Here is a 15,543-nt window from a genome sequence, read left to right on the forward strand (position 1 = left end):
CGCACCACGGCTGGTCTTGCCGGCGAGATCGCCGCGCGCCTGCGCAACGGCTACATCCGCGAGCCCTCGGTCGCCGTCGAGATCGAGGCCTATCGCCCCTTCTTCATTCTCGGAGAAGTCACGGCGCCCGGCCAGTATCCCTACGTGCCGAACATGACGGTCGAAAGTGCGGTCGCGATCGCCGGCGGCTTCTCGCCGCGCGCCAAGCGCGACGTGGTCACCATCACGCACACCGAGAATGGCGGCTCCATGCGCGCCGTGGTGCCGCTCGGCACCCCCTTGAACCCCGGCGACACAGTGTTCGTCGGCGAGCGCTGGTTCTAGCTCACCTTCGAAAATCCAGCCGCCCGTTCGGAAAACATCCGTCGATCCGCGCAGCGTCGACCTCGAGACCGACCCATGGCCGCATGATCGCCGGCGTGGTCAGGTTGATGTATTTCCCGACCAGGCGTCCCGCGCCGTCGCGCGCGGCGTCGATCAGCCCGTGCCGGCGGCCGTTGTCCCAGTCGAAACGCAGATAGATCCGGCTTCCCGCGATGCGGATCTCCGCGCGCCCCTGCTTCCACTTCTCCGGCATATCGCCGGCAATGGTCGGATCGGCGCCGCCGTTCCAGCGGCTCGCCCAGATTCCCTCGATCGGATCTGATGGTGCTGCGATCGCTGCCCACGCCGCCGCATTGCTGTCTGACGCATCGCCGGCCAGCGTGGCCGTCGCGGCATAGTCCATCACTTCGGAATCATCGGGGGAGGGGACATCCATGGTTCCGAACGGATTGCGGATGACGAGGTGCGTGACGGTTTGCTGCATGGCGATTTCCCGGCGTGAGTTGGCTTGACCGGCGAGCTCTATCGCCGGGCGGCAGGATGCAGCCACCCGATTCCTGCTCTCTCTTCTCGTCATTCCGGGGCGCGCGCAGCGCGAAGTACGGTGCGCAATTGCGCACCTGAGAATCCATAACCACGATCGGGAGTATGGATTCCGGGCCTGCGCCTTGCGCCGCATCCCGGAATGACAGCGATGGCTACTTCAAATGTTTCGCGAAGAAAGCCATGCTGCGCGGCCAGGCGATGTCGGCGCTGGTCTTGTCGTAGCTCGCACGCTCGTCGCAATGGAAGCCGTGCTGCGCGCCCGCATAGACGAAGACCTCCAAATCCGGCCGCTTCGCCTTGATGGTCTCGACGTCGGTCAGGGGGATGCCGGCATCCTTCTCGCCGAAATGCAGTTGCGTCGGCACTTTCGGCGTCTCGTCGGCAAAACGCACCACCGCGCCGCCGTAATAGCCGATCGCGGCTTTCAGGCCGGTCAATCGCGTCGCTGCGACGAAGGCGATGCTGCCCCCTAGGCAAAAGCCGATGATGCCGACCGGGCCAACGCTTTGGACCGCATCGATCGCCGCCTGCGTGTCGCGCAGCATCGCAGCCCAGTCCGGACTAGCGACGAATTTGCGCGCCTCCGCGATCTCGTCGGGCGAATAGCCCGACTGGAAATTGGGCGCGGTACGGTCGAAGATCGACGGCGCGATCGCGACATAGCCCTCCCCGGCGAGCCGGTCGCAGACCGAGCGGATGTGGTGATTGACGCCAAAGATCTCCTGGATCACCACCACCGCGCCCTTGGCGCGGCCTGCGGGATCAGCGCGATAGGCGCCGAGCTGGAAATTGTCGGATGCCGTCAGCTTGATGTCTTGTCCCACGCGGGTTGTCCTTGTTGGTTGGTCGTCGAAAGGGAGTTCGCTCGTTCCACAATCTCGTCATGCCCGGGACAAGCCCGGCCATGACGATGGGGCAACATCAACGCACAACGGCGCAGATTTGATGACTTTGCGCCACGAAGCGCCGCCCTCATTCCCACATCCAGTTCTCGCCGTAATCCTCCTTCCATCCCGCCAGCCGTCCGTGGCGGAATTGCAGGAACAGGCGGTGACGGTAGGGGATCAGGCCGCTGCCGCCGATGTTGCGCAAAGCGAGGTAGATCTCATTGCCGGGACGTCCGCGCACATATTGCAGGGGCTGCCCGAGGGCGCGGGCGGTCTGATCGGCATCCATGCCGAAGGCGAGCGGAATGTTGTTCGACAAGGTTGCGACGAAGGGCTGGCGCGACGGCACCGCGCCGAATGGTTCGGCCAGCGCCACCGACGACAGCAGCGATGCCATTGCGCCCGCCGCCAATATCGCTCGCATCATGGTCCGCATCCCTGATTGCCCGGCCTATGCCGGCAAGTTCTTCAGGAAAGGCTCGATGGCGTCAACAAAAGCCTTGGGCTGATCGATGTTGACGGCGTGACCGGCCGAGGGGATCACGACCTTTTGTGCGCGGGGGATTTTGGCGGTCATGTAATCGGACGCGGCGAGGAACGGCGTGTCGTCGGCACCGACCACGACCAGGCAGGGCACCTTGATGTCGGGCAGGAGCTCGATCACGCGGGCATCGCGCTGGGTCAGCATGCCGCGTGCGGCGAGCGCCAGTCCCTTGGCGTTGCGATGAGTGGCCGCGGCGCGCTCGCGGGTCGCCGATTTCAGGACGTCGAGGCCTTCGCGATCGAGCCTGTCGGCGGTGGCCAGTGCCCGCGCGTTCCAGGCCTCGCGGGCGTCGTCCTTCTTGAAGCCGGGACCGGTGTCAATGATCAGCAGCGCGCGGGCGCGCTCTGGATGCGTACGATAGAACGCGAGCGACATGTAGCCGCCGAGCGACAGCCCGCCGATGATGGCGCGCTTCGCGCCGACGGCATCGAGGATCGCCGCCATGTCGTCGACAGTCAGAGCTTCACTGTAGGCGTTCGCATCATCGGGATAATCGGATTGGCCGTGGCCGCGCATGTCCCACAAGATCAGCTTGTGCTCCTTCGCGAGCGCATCGATTTGCTCGTGCCACATGGCCGACGTCGATGAGTAGCCGTGGGTCAGCAGCAGCGGCGGCCCCTCGCCGTGGACCTCGTAGTAGATATTGACGCCGTCCCGATTGATCTCAGGCATTGTTTCCGCCTTTCACCTTATTCCTGCGACGACCTCGGTGCACCCTTTCCCCTTGTGGGACATCGCGGCGCCACTTCTTTCATCACTTTAGCCTGCCAAGTTACCTGGAAGAAACTGCCTCAACGCGATGGCACGCATGTGCGATGCGCTGGCTGTTGCGTTCAGTGGCTGTATCGGCGCCGTTGGCGCGGCGCACAACGAGCAGGTGCAGAGCTGGTTTGTTTCGACTGCTTCCAAATTGCATTTGCCACGGCAACCGAACGCGATCATTCTCGCCGCCAAGGCTGGCGCCGGCCCGGTGGGCGTCCGCTATTCAAGTTGCCGCCGTAAGCGGCTTCATGCACCGGCAGGGGAAGACGCCTATGCCAACACTCACCATCAACGGGCGGAGTCTGTCCGTGGATGCGGCGAACGACTCGCCGCTCCTCTGGGCGATCCGCGAGCAATTGCAGATGACCGGCACCAAGTTCGGCTGCGGTGCCGGGCTGTGTGGGGCGTGCACCGTGCACGTCAACGGCGAAGCCGTGCGCTCGTGCCAGACCATGGTCGGCGACGTCACCGGCAAGAAGATCACCACCATCGAAGGCCTCTCCGCCAAGGGCGATCATCCCTTGCAGAAGGCTTGGGTCGCCGAGCAGGTGCCGCAATGCGGCTATTGCCAGTCCGGGCAGATCATGCAGGCAGCCTCGCTGTTGTCGAAAAATCCCAATCCGTCCAAAGAGGAAGTGGTCGCGCATATGGACGGCAATCTCTGCCGCTGTATGACCTATTCACGGATCCAGAAGGCGATCATGCGCGCCGCCACCGAGATGCGCACCGCATCGGCGACCTCCAGCGAGCGGAGGCCCACATGAACGAGCATGTGAAGAACGTGACCCCTGAGACGACGGATCTCAGCCGCCGCTCCTTCCTCGTCGGCACCGCCGCGACCGGCCTCGTGCTGGGCTACGCCGGCGTCCCCGGCATCGGCGAAGCGCTCGCTGCGCCCTCGAATTTCGAGCCGAGCGTCTGGTACGCGATCGCGCCCGATGGCCTGGTCACCGTGACCTGCGGCAAGGCGGACATGGGCCAGCACATCGCCTCCACCATGGCGCAGATCGTCTGCGAGGAATTGGGGGCAAGCTGGAAGGATATGCGCGTTGCGCTCGCCTCCAACGATCCGAAGTTCAACGATCCCGTGCTGGGCGCTCAGATCACCGGCGGCAGCTGGTCGACCATGATGAACTTCGAGGCGATGAGCCGCGCGGGTGCCGCGGGACGCATCGCGTTGACGGAGGCGGCCGCCGCGGCGATGGGCCTGCCGCCCTACTTCAAGGACCAGCTCGTGGTGCGCGATTCCATCATCTCGCATCCGAAGTCGAAGAAGCAGATGAGTTTTGCCGAGATCGTCAAGAGCGGCAAGGCGACGAAAACCTTCACACCGGACGAGCTCAAGGCGATCAAGCTGAAGACGCCGGATCAATACACCATGATCGGCGTGTCGGTGCCGCAGCTCGACATTCCCTCCAAGACCAACGGCACCGCCAAATACGGCATCGACGTGATGCTGCCGGGCATGGCCTATGGCGCGGTGGTGACGCCGCCGGTGCGCTTCGGCGCCACGGTGAAGTCGGTCGACGACAGCGCCGCGAAAAGCGTGCCGGGCTTCATCAAGGCCGTCACGCTCGACGACAAGACCGGCACGACGTCGGGCTGGGTCGTCGCGGTCGCCGGCACCTACGCCAACGCCAAGAAGGCGGCAGCGGCCCTGAAGATCGCCTATGACGGCGGTCCCAACGCAAAACTGTCGAGCCAGTCGCTGCTCGACGAGGCCAAGCGGCTCCAGAAGCTGGAGGATTCCGGTCAGTTCTTCGTCAAGGACGGCGATCCCGCAGCGGCGTTCGGCTCCGCGGCCAAGGTGGTGGAGGCCGAGTATACGACCAGCATCAACATCCACGCGCCGCTGGAGCCGATGAACGCCACCGCGGAGTTCAAGGGCGACATCCTGCATATCTATTCGGGCAACCAGTTTGCAACGCGCTCCGGCGCGATTGCAGCAGGCGCAGCCGGGATCGATCCGAAGTTCGTGGTGATGCATCAAATGTGGCTCGGCGGCGGCTTTGGCCGCAGGCTCGATGCCGACATGATGATTCCCGCCGTGCAGGCGGCGAAGGCGATCGGCAAGCCGGTGAAGGTGATCTACACGCGCGAGAACGACATGACGATGGATTTCTCGCGGCCGCTCACCTATCAAAAGGTCAAGGCCGGCGTGGACGGCGACGGCAAGCTGGTCGCGCTCAGCCACGACGTGGTCTCGGCCTGGCCGACTGCGCGCTGGGGAATCCCCGATTTCCTGACGCCCTCGGTCGACAAGAAGGGGCCGCTCGATAGCTTCACGGTGAACGGAGCCGACTTCTTCTACACCGTGCCCAACCACTATGTGCGCGCGATCAAGAACGAGCTCGCGCACAACGCCACGCCGTCCGGCCAGCTCCGCTCGGTGGCGCCGGGCTGGACCTTCTGGGCGGTCGAAAGCATGATCGACGAGATCGCGGCTGCCACGGGCAAGGATCCGGCGCAGTTCCGCATCTCGCTGCTCGACGGCGCGGGCAAGAACGACGGCGGCGCGCAGCGGCTGCGCAACACGCTGCTGGCCGCGATGGGACTGTCGGGCTACGGCACTAGGCCATTGCCGAAAGGCGAGGGCATGGGCGTTGCCTGCGTCTCGTCGCAGGAGCGTGCAACCGCGAGCTGGACGGCGTGCGTCGCCCATGTCGCGGTGGCGCCGTCAGGTGCGGTCACCGTGAAGAAGCTCACGGTCGCAACCGACGTCGGCACGCAGGTGCATCCCGACAACATCCGTGCCCAGGTCGAGGGCGCGGCGCTGTGGGGCCTGTCGCTGGCGATGTACGAGAAGGCGACGCTGAAGGACGGTGGCATCGAGCAGACCAATTTCGATAGCTACACGCCCTTGCGCATGAGCCAGATGCCCGAGGTCGCGATTGCCGTGATCGCCAATGGCGAGAAGGCCACCGGCGTCGGCGAGCCCGCCGTGACGGTCGTCGCCCCCGCCATCGGCAACGCCATCTTCAACGCGAGCGGCGCCCGCGTCCGGGCGCTGCCGATCACCGCGGAGGCGGTGAAGGCGAGCATGAAGGCGTAAGGCCGAACGTGGTTGTTGAATGAGACGGTCCGCCGGAGGGCAGCCTCCGGCGGATTTGCTTCGAGCCGGCTCTACGCTGTCATGCTCCGCGAAAGCGGGGCATCCAGTACGCCGCGGCTTCTCGGTTCCGCCGCGCCGTCTCGGAGTACTGGGCTGCCCGGTCGAGCCGGGCGACGACAGCGGAGAGCGGCACGAGCGCCCGAAATTCCCCTTGTCCATCAATGGCCCGTCTACTGTGCATGGGGTTGTTTTCCCGGTTTTGAAGCTCCCGTCCCCGGAACTCAAAATCCCTAAAGTTGAACGCAATCCCCCAAGGTTCCATTGAGCACGCCTCTTAAGGGCCAGAGAACCTGATCCGGCTTAGGCTATGGCCAAATCCAGACCCATGCTTTGGGGAAAGTCATGAACGCGCTAGCCAAAACCGCCGCCAAACGCCGGCTTCTGCTCGCCTCTGACCGGAGCGACGAGAGCACCGAGCTCGCCAGCATTTTGAAAGCGGTCGGCGAGGTCTCGACGGTGTCGACAGAGGCGATTCCCGCCCAGCCGGCGCGCGATCTCTCCGGCCTCGTGGTCGACATCAACCTGCGCTCGCCCGAGAGCGTGCAGCGGGTGCGCAACAAGCTGCGCGGCGATGCCTATCGGTCGATGCCGCGGCTGTTCGTGCTCGCCGATGCCCTGCATCACGGCACCATGCAGGCCTGGGCGCTCGGCGCCACCGACACCATTTCACGGCCGCTCCAGGCCGATGCCATCCTTCAGCGCATCCGCGCTGCCTTCCCCGACACCGCCGCCTATGACGCGACCGACCGCGGCAAGACGCTCAACCGCGGGGTCGATGCGGCTCATACGGTGCTGAAGAAGATGTTCGAGAAGCTTCCGCTCGGCGTGCCCTTGACGTTCGACGATGTCATCGCCGCGGAAAGCAAGATCCTGAAGGCGATCAAGCACTCCTCGCTGCGCGAATGGCTCACCACGGTGGGCTGCCACCATGTCGGCAGCTATCGTCACTGCCTGTTCGTCACCGGCTTCGCTGTCGCCTTCGCGCAGCATCTCGGCATGCGCGAGGACGACCAGCGCCGCCTGACCCGCGCCGCGCTGCTGCACGACGTCGGCAAGGCCTTCGTTCCCTCCGCGCTGCTCGACAAGCCGGGCAAGCTCACCGATGAGGAGATGGCGGAGGTCCGTCAGCATCCGCGCCGCGGCTACGACGCACTCGCAGCCCAAGGCGGCTTCCCGCCGGAGATGCTCGACGTCGTCTTGCATCACCACGAATTCCTCGACGGCAGCGGCTATCCCAACGGTCTGTCGTCGAATCAGATCAGCGACATCGTACGGGTGACGACGATCGTCGACATCTACGCCGCCCTGGTCGAGAAACGCGCCTACCGCATGCCCTTCACGCACTCGCGTGCGTTCGGGATGATGGAAGGCATGGGCGGCAAGCTGGATCAACAGCTGTTGCAGGCGTTCCGCCCGGTGGCGCTGGGGTCGTTCTGATTTTTGACGAACTGCCGTAGGGTGGGCAAAGGCGCGCCCTTCGCGCGCCGTGCCCACGATGCATCCGCATTTGCCGAACGATTGGTGGGCACGCTTCGCTTTGCCCACCCTACGGCACCTACCTCACCCCACCATCTTCCTCAACTCCGCCTTCGCGACCTTCTCCAGCGTCGAGCGCGGCATGTCGTCGACGAACCTGATCTCGCGCGGCACCTTGAAGTCGGCAAGGCTTTTGCGGCAGGCGGCCATCACGCGATCATGCAGGTCGGGCGCAGCGCCCGCGACGCCGCCCTGCGGAATGATGAAGACGACAGGCACTTCGTCCAGCATCGGATGCGACTTCGCCACTACGGCGTTCTCGCGCACGCCTGGTACGAGCGCGATCACCTGCTCGATCTCGGAAGCCGCGACGTTCTCGCCGCCGACCTTCAGCATGTCCTTGGCACGGTCGCCGAACTTGATGTAGCCGTTCGCGAGACGCTCGACGCGGTCGCCGGTGAGGAAGAAGCCGTGCTCGTCAAAACTCTCGCGCGTCGCTTTCTCGTTGTGCAGATATTCGGCGAACAGCGACAGACCAGGGATGCCCTTGATCGCGAGGCTGCCGGTGCCGCCGACCTCGGTCGGCCGTCCGTCATCGTCGGTGATGCGGATCTGATATTCCGGCGCGGCGCGGCCGATCGACATCGGGATGTTGGGTTGGTCCACCTCGCCGACGATGCCGTGGGTGATGGTCTCGGTCATGCCCCACCAGCCGATCATCTTGACACCGAACGCGGCAAAGGCCGGCGGCTCGTTGATCGCAGTGCCCCACAGGCGGAATTTGTGGTCTTTCGGGACCTCCTGCTCGAGCAGCGCCTTCATGCAGAATGGTATAGTCGAGGTCCATGTCGCGCCGTGCTGGCGCGCGACGCCCCAGAACCGGCTCGCGGAGAAGCGCGGCTGGATCACGCAGGAGCCACCGACCCACAGCGTCGCCAGCATGGAATAGGCGAGAGCGTTGGTATGGAACAGCGGCAGATAGGCCTGGTGCACGTCGCCGGCATGAAGGTCCTCATGCGCGGCATTGATCTTGGCACCCCATAGCGCGTTGGCATGGGTCCACAGCACCGCCTTCGGACGCGACGTCGTGCCGGAGGTGTATTGCACGCTGCACGGCGCGTGCGGATCGGTCGCGCGTTTCGGACGATCGGCGCTGTCGGCGAACAGGGATTCAAAGCTGTCGCCGCGTGAAACCGCCTGCGCGGGTACGACGCCCGCGTCATGCGAGGTCACTGCCATCCAGCGGATGTTGCGGCAGTTCTGCGCGACGATCTCCGCATAGGCCGGCTGCGTGATCGCGGCGACTGCGCCGCAATGATCCGCGAAATACGCGATCTCGGCCGGCGCCGAGCGCGTGTTGGTGGTGACGGCGATGGCCCCTAACTCGACGCAGGCAAACCAGGCCAGCATCGCCTCGATGCAATTGTCCAGATGAATGAGCACATATTCGCCGGGCTTGATGCCGCGGCGCGCCAGCCCCGCCGCGAGCGCGCCGACCCGCTCGTGAAATTCGCCATAGCTCCAGCGCCGCGCCGGCGCATCGAACGGCGCCCAGATCAGGAACGGATGTGAGCTGCGCACCTCGGCCCGCATCCTCAAGAGCCAGGGCACGTCAAGCCCATCGAATGGGCCGACGATTCCGGCTGCGGTCTGTTGAACAGGCATGTGTCCTCCCCGTGCAGCCCGCATCTTGATGGCGGCTGTCTCTGGATTATTGCGTCTTCCTGCCATTGGACGGGGCGGGGAGCAAATCCGGAGTTGCCTGCGGGCGAGGCGCGCTCTCTCCCGTCATTGCGAGGAGCCCTTGCGACGAAGCCATCCAGGCTCCCCCCGCGGAGCCAGTCTGGATTGCTTCGCTTCGCTCGCAGTGACGGCGGTTGGGGTTGGCAGCGAGGCCCTATTGGCCTCAATCCGCGTACGACGAAATCTCGATCAGGCTGCCATCCGGATCCCGGCAATAGACCGAGCGGAGCGTGCCGCGGGCTCCCTGCTTGGGAACCGGGCCTTCCTCGATCGCGACGCCGTGTGCCTGCAAATGCGCCACCACCTCGTCGGGCGCAGCAGAGGTGAGGAAGCAGAGGTCCTCGCTGCCGGCGGTCTGGTGGTCCGCGGTGAACCACTCCACCTTGTCGGCATCGCGCGGCCGGACGTTGATCTTCTGGTTACCAAAGACGAGTGACGTCCGCGGCGCTTTGCCGCCGCCGGGATCGAACACCTTGACTTCCATGCCGAGAATCCTGCGGTACCAGTCCGCAGTGGCCGCGACGTCGGCGACGTTGATCACGAGATGATCGAGGGCCTCGACCTTGACCGGCATGCCTTATCCTTTCGTCGCGATGCGCCCCGCGCACTTTCCGCCTGCAGCAAGCTTTGTTACAACCCTACCGACGCCGGCTTCAAGATATCTGGCTTCAAGAACAACACGTTGGGAGAACCCTTGAGATGATCACTCGCCGTACCGCGCTGGGCCTGCTCGCCGCCAGTCCGCTTGCAGCCACCCCGCTGTCGAAGGCCCTTGCCGCCGATTATCCGGCCCGCCCGGTGAAATGGGTGGTCGGCTATCCGCCGGGCGGGGCCACCGACATTCTGGCGCGGCTGATCGGCCAGCGGCTGTCGGAAAAGCTCGGCCAGCAATTCGTGATCGAGAACAAGCCGGGCGCCGGGAACAACATCGCCACCGAATCGGTCATCAACGCCGAGCCGGACGGCTACACGCTGCAACTGGTCAACCCGGCCAACTACATCAACGCCTCGCTCTACAAGAACCTCAAGTTCAATTTCGTGCAGGATATGGCGCCGGTCGCCTCGTTCCAGCGCGTGCCGAACGTGATGACCGTCAACAAGGACGTGCCGGCGAAGAACGTCGCCGAGTTCATCGAGTACGTGAAGGCAAATCCCGGCAAGGTGAACATGGCCTCGTCCGGCAACGGCACCTCGGTGCATCTGTCCGGCGAGATGTTCATGGCCATGACCGGCTGCAAGATGCAGCACGTGCCTTATCGGGGCGCGGCGCCCGCGATCACCGACATGCTCGGCGGCCAGGTGCAGGTGATCTTCGACAACATGCCTTCGATCATCCAGCACATCCGCTCCGGCTCGCTTCGCGCCATCGGCGTCACCACCACGGAACGCTCGCCGCAGCTGCCTGATATCCAGCCGATCGCCGACACCGTCAAGGGCTATGAGGCCAGCGCACTGTTCGGCATGGGCGCGCCCAAGAACACGCCGAAGGAAATCATCGCCAAGCTCAACGCCGAGGTCAACGCGGTCATCAAGGAGCCCGACATGGCCAAGCGTCTGGTCGAGCTCGGCGGCGAGCCGCGCGCGCAGACGCCCGAGGCGTTCGGCGAGGAGATCAAGGCCGAGACCGAGAAGTGGAGGAAGGTCGTCGAGTTCGCCGACCTGAAGGTCGAGTAGCGAATAACCGGGAATGGAGCCCTGCCGTCCGGCGGGGCTTTTTTCTTGCGTTCCTTGTTTCGTTGATCTGGCGTAAAATGACGCCGCGACACCATGATGAGACATGGTGCCGTATCTGGGGCCTGCCTGAGAGGAGTTGGATCATGCGCAAGACGCAATTGGTGCTGCTGACGCTCGGCGTTGCGGTCCTGGGCGGCATCGCCGCCGTCACGCCCGCAGCCGCGCGGGACTATCCATGGTGCGCCCAGGGCGGCGACTATGATTATCCAGGCGAATGCGCCTACAACACCTATGAACAATGCCAGGCCAGCGTGTCCGGCCGGCTGCTGTACTGCGGTCGCAATCCTCGCTTCGCCTACGGCCAGGTGCCGCCGCAACCACGGCCGCAGCGGCGCGTAAGACCGGTCGCGCCGTATTAAGAGCCGCCTGCGCAGCAGTCATCGCCCGGCTTGCCTGGGCGATCCAGTAACCCGAGGCGGTCGTCGCTGAATCGAGAGGCCGCCGCGTACGGGATTATCCGCGTTCGCGGGAAACACAGCGGAGATTGAAGCGCAGCTATCGCTTCGCCTCCGCCTGCTCCGTCGCATTGCACGAGATCAGCATCGTGTAGGCGCGCGCGTTGCCGGCGATCTCGGTGGTCTTGAGTTCGCCCTTCGGCTCGGCGGTCTGGTAGGGCACCACGGAATTGTCGAGGAAGTCGCGCAGCACCCCGGTCTTGATGGCGAAGTTGATGTTCTCGGGGATGTTGCCGGTCGCAGCGGCGATACGCAATGCTGGGATCTTTCCGGTGACCACGCCCACGACCTGGCCGGTGGCATCGAACAGCGGGCCGCCGCTATTGCCGGGCTGCACCGGCGCGCTGATTTGGAGGAAACGCGAATCATTGCGCATGCCGCTGAGCGAGCTGACGATGCCGGTGGTCACAGTGAAGTCGGAGCTCAGCAAGCCGTGGAAGGGAAAGCCGATGGCGATGACAGAATCGCCGGAGCGAATCGACGGGTCGCGAATCCGCGCAAAGTCCTTGAACGTCGTCGTCGACGGTGCCTGCAGGAGGGCGAGATCGTTGTTCGCATCGCTCGATACGACGCGCAGCACCATCGAGGCCTCGCCGGTGAGATTGCCCTTGATGTCGCCGACGCAGCCGTCGATCACATGATTGTTGGTGACGATGTGGCCGTTCGCGCTAACCACGAAGCCGGTGCCGCTCTTGGCCCTGGCAGTTTTGCTGCCGGCCGGCGGTGACGCCTGCTTCTCCGCCATGGCGGCCGGCTTGGCCGCACCCTTGGTAAAGTCGCCGGCCTTGTCGAGCCCGTCGGCTTTCACCTTGGTCACGCAATTGGCCAACGCCGCGATCACGGGGCCGGTCGAGGTCAGGTCGAAATTCAGCGCGGTGCGGCCGCTGGTCGCGACCATCAGACTTGCCTTCTGAAACGTTCGCACGACATTGGCCGGCATGACGGCTGTGAGCATGTTCGGCTGATTGGCCGTGGCAAACAGCCTCGCCTGTTCCTGTCCGTCGAAGATGACGTCGATCGCGGCGTTCTCGCCCTGCTTGAAACGGTAGCTTGGACTCGCAAAGGCCAGCGACCAGGTTCCGACGGCGCTGTAGCCGACGACCAGGATGACGCCGTTCGCATAGGGCGTCGTTGCGGCGCAATGGGAGAAGGCGCCCGTCTCGTCGTTGCTGAAGGCGCCGCCGATCCAGTTGCCGACATTGACGCTGCCGAATGGTCCTTTCGCATGCGCGATGCCGGCGATGCTCACCTGCAACAAAGATGCAACGATTAATGACTTAAGCCACATACTCAGCCCCCGGACGCCTTGGACGCATCATATCTGCGGGAGCAGGCGCCGCGCAACCGGCAGTTGTTCGTTCGCGACGCCGTCAAGGCTTGTGTTTACTTTGCGATGCTATATACTTTGCAATACAAAGTATCGGCTCAACCATCCCGTCAAGCAGGGGTGAAGCGAGGTTCTGGCGTTGCCAATACGCGATCTCGACAAGGCACTGGCCGACATCGTGACGATCCGCAGCCAGATCGCGGCCGGCACGGCGTTCCGCGGTTACGGCCCTGCGACGCTGGTCGCGACCGGTGCCGTCGCGCTGCTCACCGCGATCCTGCAATTCTGGCTGCTCGGCGATCCCACCAGCGAGCCGCTCGGCTTCTTCTTCGGCTGGTTCATCGCCGCCGCGCTCTCCGGCCTGATCATCGGGATCGAGATGCGCGCGCGATCGCGCCGTCATCATTCGGGTCTGGCCGATGCCATGATCCACCAGGCGGTCGAGCAGTTCCTGCCCGCAGGCGTTGCCGGTGTGTTGCTCGCGATGGTGATGTGGAAATTCGCAGGCGAGACGCTGTGGCTGCTCCCGGGCCTGTGGCAGATCCTGGTGTCGCTCGGCATTTTCGCCTCCGTCCGCTCGTTGCCGCGCACCGTCGCGTTCGCCGGCGCCTGGTATTTCGTGTCCGGCTTCGCGGTGGTGGTGCTCGCGAGCCAGACCCACACGCTGTCGCCATGGACCATGGGCCTGCCCTTCGTGATCGGGCAGTCGATGATGGCGGGCATTCTGCATGTCGCATCCGGAGACCACGATGTCGAAGACTGACAGCGCACCCTTCTCTTACGAAGGATTGGACCGCGTGATTCACGAGAAGGCGAGGCTCGGGCTTCTGACCTCGCTGATGGCGCATCCCAAGGGGCTGGCATTCGCCGACCTCAAGCAGCTGTGCGGCCTCACCGACGGCAATCTCAGCCGGCACCTTGCCGTGCTCCAGGAGGCCGGCCTCGTCGAGGTGACCAAGGGCTACGAGGGCAACCGCCCGCACACCACTTGCCGCCTCACCAAGACCGGCCGCCGCCGTTTCCTCGACTATCTCGCCGTGCTCGAGCGTCTGGTGCGCGACGCTGCGAAGGCCGCCGGCCGCGAGGCGCCGCCGCTCGGCCGCCTCGGTATCGCCTCGACCTGATCCTCCCCCTTTTTGACCGGAGACTTTGCAATGCAAAGTGATCTTACGTCCTGCAACGAGAAGCTTCATGTCGGCATCATCATGGACGGCAACGGACGATGGGCGACGCGGCGCGGCCTGTCTCGCTTGCGCGGCCACGAGGCGGGCGTCGAGACGATCCGCCGTATCGTCGAGGCTGCGCCCAAGCAGGGCATCGGTACGCTGACGCTCTACGCGTTCTCCACCGACAATTGGCGGAGGCCGAAAGCGGAGGTCGCTGCATTGATGACCTTGCTGCGTTTCTATCTCGCCAATGAGGTGCAGAGCCTGGTCAAGAACGGTGTGCGTCTCACCGTGATCGGCCGTCGCGATCGCCTGCCCGAAGGCATCGCCACCGCGATTACGCGCGCCGAGGGAACCACCGCCCAAGGCAGCACGCTGCACCTGCGCATCGCGGTCGATTATTCCGCGCGCGATGCCATTCTCAATGCCGCGGCGAAGGCGGCCGCGTTGACCAGCATCACCCGCGAAGCCTTCTCGCAGCTCGTCACCGGCGAAGCCGGCCTGCGCGACGTCGACCTCATCATTCGCACCTCCGGTGAGAAGCGGTTGTCGGACTTCCTGCTCTGGGAAGGCGCCTATGCCGAGCTGCACTTCACCGAGCGGATGTGGCCCGAGTTCGACGCGAGCGATCTTGCCGCTGCCCTGGCTTCTTTCCATGGCCGCGAGCGTCGCTTCGGCGGCCTTCAGGCGATCATGCCCGAGGAGGTGCCGTCGCTATCCCGTGTGTGACGCGCGGCACATGAAAACGAGCTGTTCGTTTTCAGCCGCATGATTGACGGCAATGTCCAAGCGGCCAGTGCGCGGCTTCGGCTAGGTGTGCAAGTCCCAGCACCTGCCGAAAGCGTCATGCATGTCACAGCTGTTTCCGGGCGTCGTCGAGCCGATCGAACTGGCCGAAGCGAAGGGCATGGTCTGCATCAGAACCGCCGGCGCATCGGATGTCGAGAACCTGTCGGTCTATTTCACCGGCCTTTCCACGACGTCCCGCAACAAGCGCTTCAGTGGTGCGCGAGCGGACCCCGGCGTGGTCGCGGCCGAATGCATCGCCAAGAGCGGCGGTCTCGATAACTTCACCTTGCTCGCCGAGCTCAGGGAGGAGGGGCGGGGCATGATCATCGGCGAAGCGCGATACGCCTACGACGCGGCGGCACGGCATGGCGAATTTGCCATTTCGGTCGCCGATGCCTTCCAGCGCATGGGACTTGGCCTTCAGATGCTGACGGCAATGGAGACGCGTGCGGTCGATCTCGGCCACGAGATGATCGCCGCCGAGACGGCGCGCACGAACTCTGAGATGCGCGGCCTCGCGAAGAAGGCGGGCTTCGACGATACCGGGCTCGGAGACTGGCAGTCGGTCCACCTCGCGAAACGCCTGTCGCGCTAGCCGGGCCTGCCGATCGGTCGGCCGCCTTTGTCGGGATTTCGCGGCGGCAACGCGTTTGCAAGCTGCTCGATGCACATGATCCG

The 15,543-nt window shown here is 64.7% G+C and carries 17 protein-coding genes; 10 read left to right on the top strand and 7 right to left on the bottom strand.

The window, feature by feature from the left end; all coding sequences use genetic code 11:
- Positions 1-324: polysaccharide biosynthesis/export family protein (locus tag MOV74_RS07765; RefSeq protein ID WP_246919794.1), on the top strand; the 324-nt coding region annotated here is incomplete at its 5' end.
- A gap of 1 nt (position 325) precedes the next feature.
- Here the strand turns inward: MOV74_RS07765 and MOV74_RS07770 are convergent.
- The 4 genes from MOV74_RS07770 to MOV74_RS07785 form a co-directional block, all read right to left on the bottom strand.
- A complete protein-coding gene (locus MOV74_RS07770) occupies positions 326-808 on the bottom strand; it encodes a hypothetical protein (RefSeq protein ID WP_246919795.1) in 483 nt (160 codons plus the stop codon).
- A gap of 214 nt (positions 809-1,022) precedes the next feature.
- Positions 1,023-1,694 carry a dienelactone hydrolase family protein gene (locus MOV74_RS07775; RefSeq protein WP_246919796.1) on the bottom strand — a complete coding sequence of 224 codons (672 nt, stop codon included), beginning with the start codon at positions 1,692-1,694 and terminating at the stop codon, positions 1,023-1,025.
- A gap of 148 nt (positions 1,695-1,842) precedes the next feature.
- On the bottom strand, positions 1,843-2,184 hold the full coding sequence (locus MOV74_RS07780) for a hypothetical protein (protein ID WP_246919799.1): 342 nt from the start codon (positions 2,182-2,184) through the stop codon (positions 1,843-1,845).
- A gap of 24 nt (positions 2,185-2,208) precedes the next feature.
- The gene (locus MOV74_RS07785) at positions 2,209-2,973 is read right to left on the bottom strand and encodes an alpha/beta fold hydrolase (RefSeq protein WP_246919800.1); all 765 of its coding nucleotides are present in this window, start codon (positions 2,971-2,973) and stop codon (positions 2,209-2,211) included.
- A 362-nt stretch (positions 2,974-3,335) separates the two neighbouring features.
- On the opposite strand from MOV74_RS07785, the gene MOV74_RS07790 reads away from it, so the two are divergent.
- The 3 genes from MOV74_RS07790 (at position 3,336) to MOV74_RS07800 (ending at position 7,612) form a co-directional block, all read left to right on the top strand.
- A complete protein-coding gene (locus MOV74_RS07790) occupies positions 3,336-3,827 on the top strand; it encodes a (2Fe-2S)-binding protein (RefSeq protein ID WP_246919802.1) in 492 nt (163 codons plus the stop codon).
- Entirely contained in the window at positions 3,824-6,115 is a 2,292-nt protein-coding gene (locus MOV74_RS07795; protein WP_246919804.1) for a xanthine dehydrogenase family protein molybdopterin-binding subunit, read from the top strand. The genes MOV74_RS07790 and MOV74_RS07795 overlap by 4 nt, the downstream gene beginning before the upstream one ends.
- Positions 6,116-6,517: 402 nt before the next feature.
- Positions 6,518-7,612, top strand: coding sequence for an HD-GYP domain-containing protein (locus tag MOV74_RS07800; protein ID WP_246919807.1), 1,095 nt, complete (start codon positions 6,518-6,520; stop codon positions 7,610-7,612).
- A 123-nt stretch (positions 7,613-7,735) separates the two neighbouring features.
- Here MOV74_RS07800 and MOV74_RS07805 read toward each other — a convergent pair whose 3' ends face one another.
- Positions 7,736-9,316, bottom strand: coding sequence for an AMP-binding protein (locus tag MOV74_RS07805; protein ID WP_246919810.1), 1,581 nt, complete (start codon positions 9,314-9,316; stop codon positions 7,736-7,738).
- 241 nt (positions 9,317-9,557) lie between these two features.
- Positions 9,558-9,968, bottom strand: a complete 411-nt coding sequence (locus tag MOV74_RS07810; RefSeq protein WP_246919812.1) for a VOC family protein — start codon at positions 9,966-9,968, stop codon at positions 9,558-9,560.
- A 125-nt stretch (positions 9,969-10,093) separates the two neighbouring features.
- Here MOV74_RS07810 and MOV74_RS07815 point away from each other — a divergent pair, with 125 nt between their 5' ends.
- Both MOV74_RS07815 and MOV74_RS07820 read left to right on the top strand, forming a co-directional pair.
- On the top strand, positions 10,094-11,068 hold the full coding sequence (locus MOV74_RS07815; protein WP_246919813.1) for a tripartite tricarboxylate transporter substrate binding protein: 975 nt from the start codon (positions 10,094-10,096) through the stop codon (positions 11,066-11,068).
- A gap of 143 nt (positions 11,069-11,211) precedes the next feature.
- Complete coding sequence (locus tag MOV74_RS07820; RefSeq protein WP_246919814.1) at positions 11,212-11,487, top strand: DUF3551 domain-containing protein; 276 nt, start codon at positions 11,212-11,214, stop codon at positions 11,485-11,487.
- Between the two features lie 136 nt (positions 11,488-11,623).
- Here the strand turns inward: MOV74_RS07820 and MOV74_RS07825 are convergent, their stop codons facing one another.
- Complete coding sequence (locus MOV74_RS07825) at positions 11,624-12,871, bottom strand: S1C family serine protease (protein WP_246919815.1); 1,248 nt, start codon at positions 12,869-12,871, stop codon at positions 11,624-11,626.
- Positions 12,872-13,055: 184 nt separating this feature from the next.
- Here MOV74_RS07825 and MOV74_RS07830 point away from each other — a divergent pair, with 184 nt between their 5' ends.
- The 4 genes from MOV74_RS07830 to MOV74_RS07845 all read left to right on the top strand — a co-directional run bounded on the left by MOV74_RS07830 (position 13,056) and on the right by MOV74_RS07845 (position 15,460).
- Complete coding sequence (locus MOV74_RS07830) at positions 13,056-13,673, top strand: hypothetical protein (protein WP_246919835.1); 618 nt, start codon at positions 13,056-13,058, stop codon at positions 13,671-13,673.
- Complete coding sequence (locus tag MOV74_RS07835) at positions 13,660-14,034, top strand: transcriptional regulator (protein ID WP_246919816.1); 375 nt, start codon at positions 13,660-13,662, stop codon at positions 14,032-14,034. The genes MOV74_RS07830 and MOV74_RS07835 overlap by 14 nt, the downstream gene beginning before the upstream one ends.
- A 30-nt stretch (positions 14,035-14,064) precedes the next feature.
- Complete coding sequence (locus tag MOV74_RS07840; protein WP_246919817.1) at positions 14,065-14,805, top strand: di-trans,poly-cis-decaprenylcistransferase; 741 nt, start codon at positions 14,065-14,067, stop codon at positions 14,803-14,805.
- A 121-nt stretch (positions 14,806-14,926) separates the two neighbouring features.
- Entirely contained in the window at positions 14,927-15,460 is a 534-nt protein-coding gene (locus tag MOV74_RS07845; RefSeq protein WP_246919818.1) for a GNAT family N-acetyltransferase, read from the top strand.
- Positions 15,461-15,543: the final 83 nt, after the last annotated feature.

The sequence above is a fragment of the Bradyrhizobium sp. SHOUNA76 genome, assembly GCF_023006445.1.
Lineage (GTDB): Bacteria > Pseudomonadota > Alphaproteobacteria > Rhizobiales > Xanthobacteraceae > Bradyrhizobium.

Excerpts from the sequence above, each read along its gene's own strand:
- MOV74_RS07770 (WP_246919795.1), bottom strand. The coding sequence starts at position 808 with ATGCAGCAAACCGTCACGCACCTCGTCATCCGCAATCCGTTCGGAACC.
- MOV74_RS07815 (WP_246919813.1), top strand. The coding sequence starts at position 10,094 with ATGATCACTCGCCGTACCGCGCTGGGCCTGCTCGCCGCCAGTCCGCTT.
- MOV74_RS07790 (WP_246919802.1), top strand. The coding sequence starts at position 3,336 with ATGCCAACACTCACCATCAACGGGCGGAGTCTGTCCGTGGATGCGGCG.
- MOV74_RS07785 (WP_246919800.1), bottom strand. The coding sequence starts at position 2,973 with ATGCCTGAGATCAATCGGGACGGCGTCAATATCTACTACGAGGTCCAC.
- MOV74_RS07840 (WP_246919817.1), top strand. The coding sequence starts at position 14,065 with ATGCAAAGTGATCTTACGTCCTGCAACGAGAAGCTTCATGTCGGCATC.
- MOV74_RS07835 (WP_246919816.1), top strand. The coding sequence starts at position 13,660 with ATGTCGAAGACTGACAGCGCACCCTTCTCTTACGAAGGATTGGACCGC.
- MOV74_RS07845 (WP_246919818.1), top strand. The coding sequence starts at position 14,927 with ATGTCACAGCTGTTTCCGGGCGTCGTCGAGCCGATCGAACTGGCCGAA.
- MOV74_RS07820 (WP_246919814.1), top strand. The coding sequence starts at position 11,212 with ATGCGCAAGACGCAATTGGTGCTGCTGACGCTCGGCGTTGCGGTCCTG.
- MOV74_RS07795 (WP_246919804.1), top strand. The coding sequence starts at position 3,824 with ATGAACGAGCATGTGAAGAACGTGACCCCTGAGACGACGGATCTCAGC.
- MOV74_RS07780 (WP_246919799.1), bottom strand. The coding sequence starts at position 2,184 with ATGATGCGAGCGATATTGGCGGCGGGCGCAATGGCATCGCTGCTGTCG.
- MOV74_RS07800 (WP_246919807.1), top strand. The coding sequence starts at position 6,518 with ATGAACGCGCTAGCCAAAACCGCCGCCAAACGCCGGCTTCTGCTCGCC.
- MOV74_RS07805 (WP_246919810.1), bottom strand. The coding sequence starts at position 9,316 with ATGCCTGTTCAACAGACCGCAGCCGGAATCGTCGGCCCATTCGATGGG.
- MOV74_RS07825 (WP_246919815.1), bottom strand. The coding sequence starts at position 12,871 with ATGTGGCTTAAGTCATTAATCGTTGCATCTTTGTTGCAGGTGAGCATC.
- MOV74_RS07810 (WP_246919812.1), bottom strand. The coding sequence starts at position 9,968 with ATGCCGGTCAAGGTCGAGGCCCTCGATCATCTCGTGATCAACGTCGCC.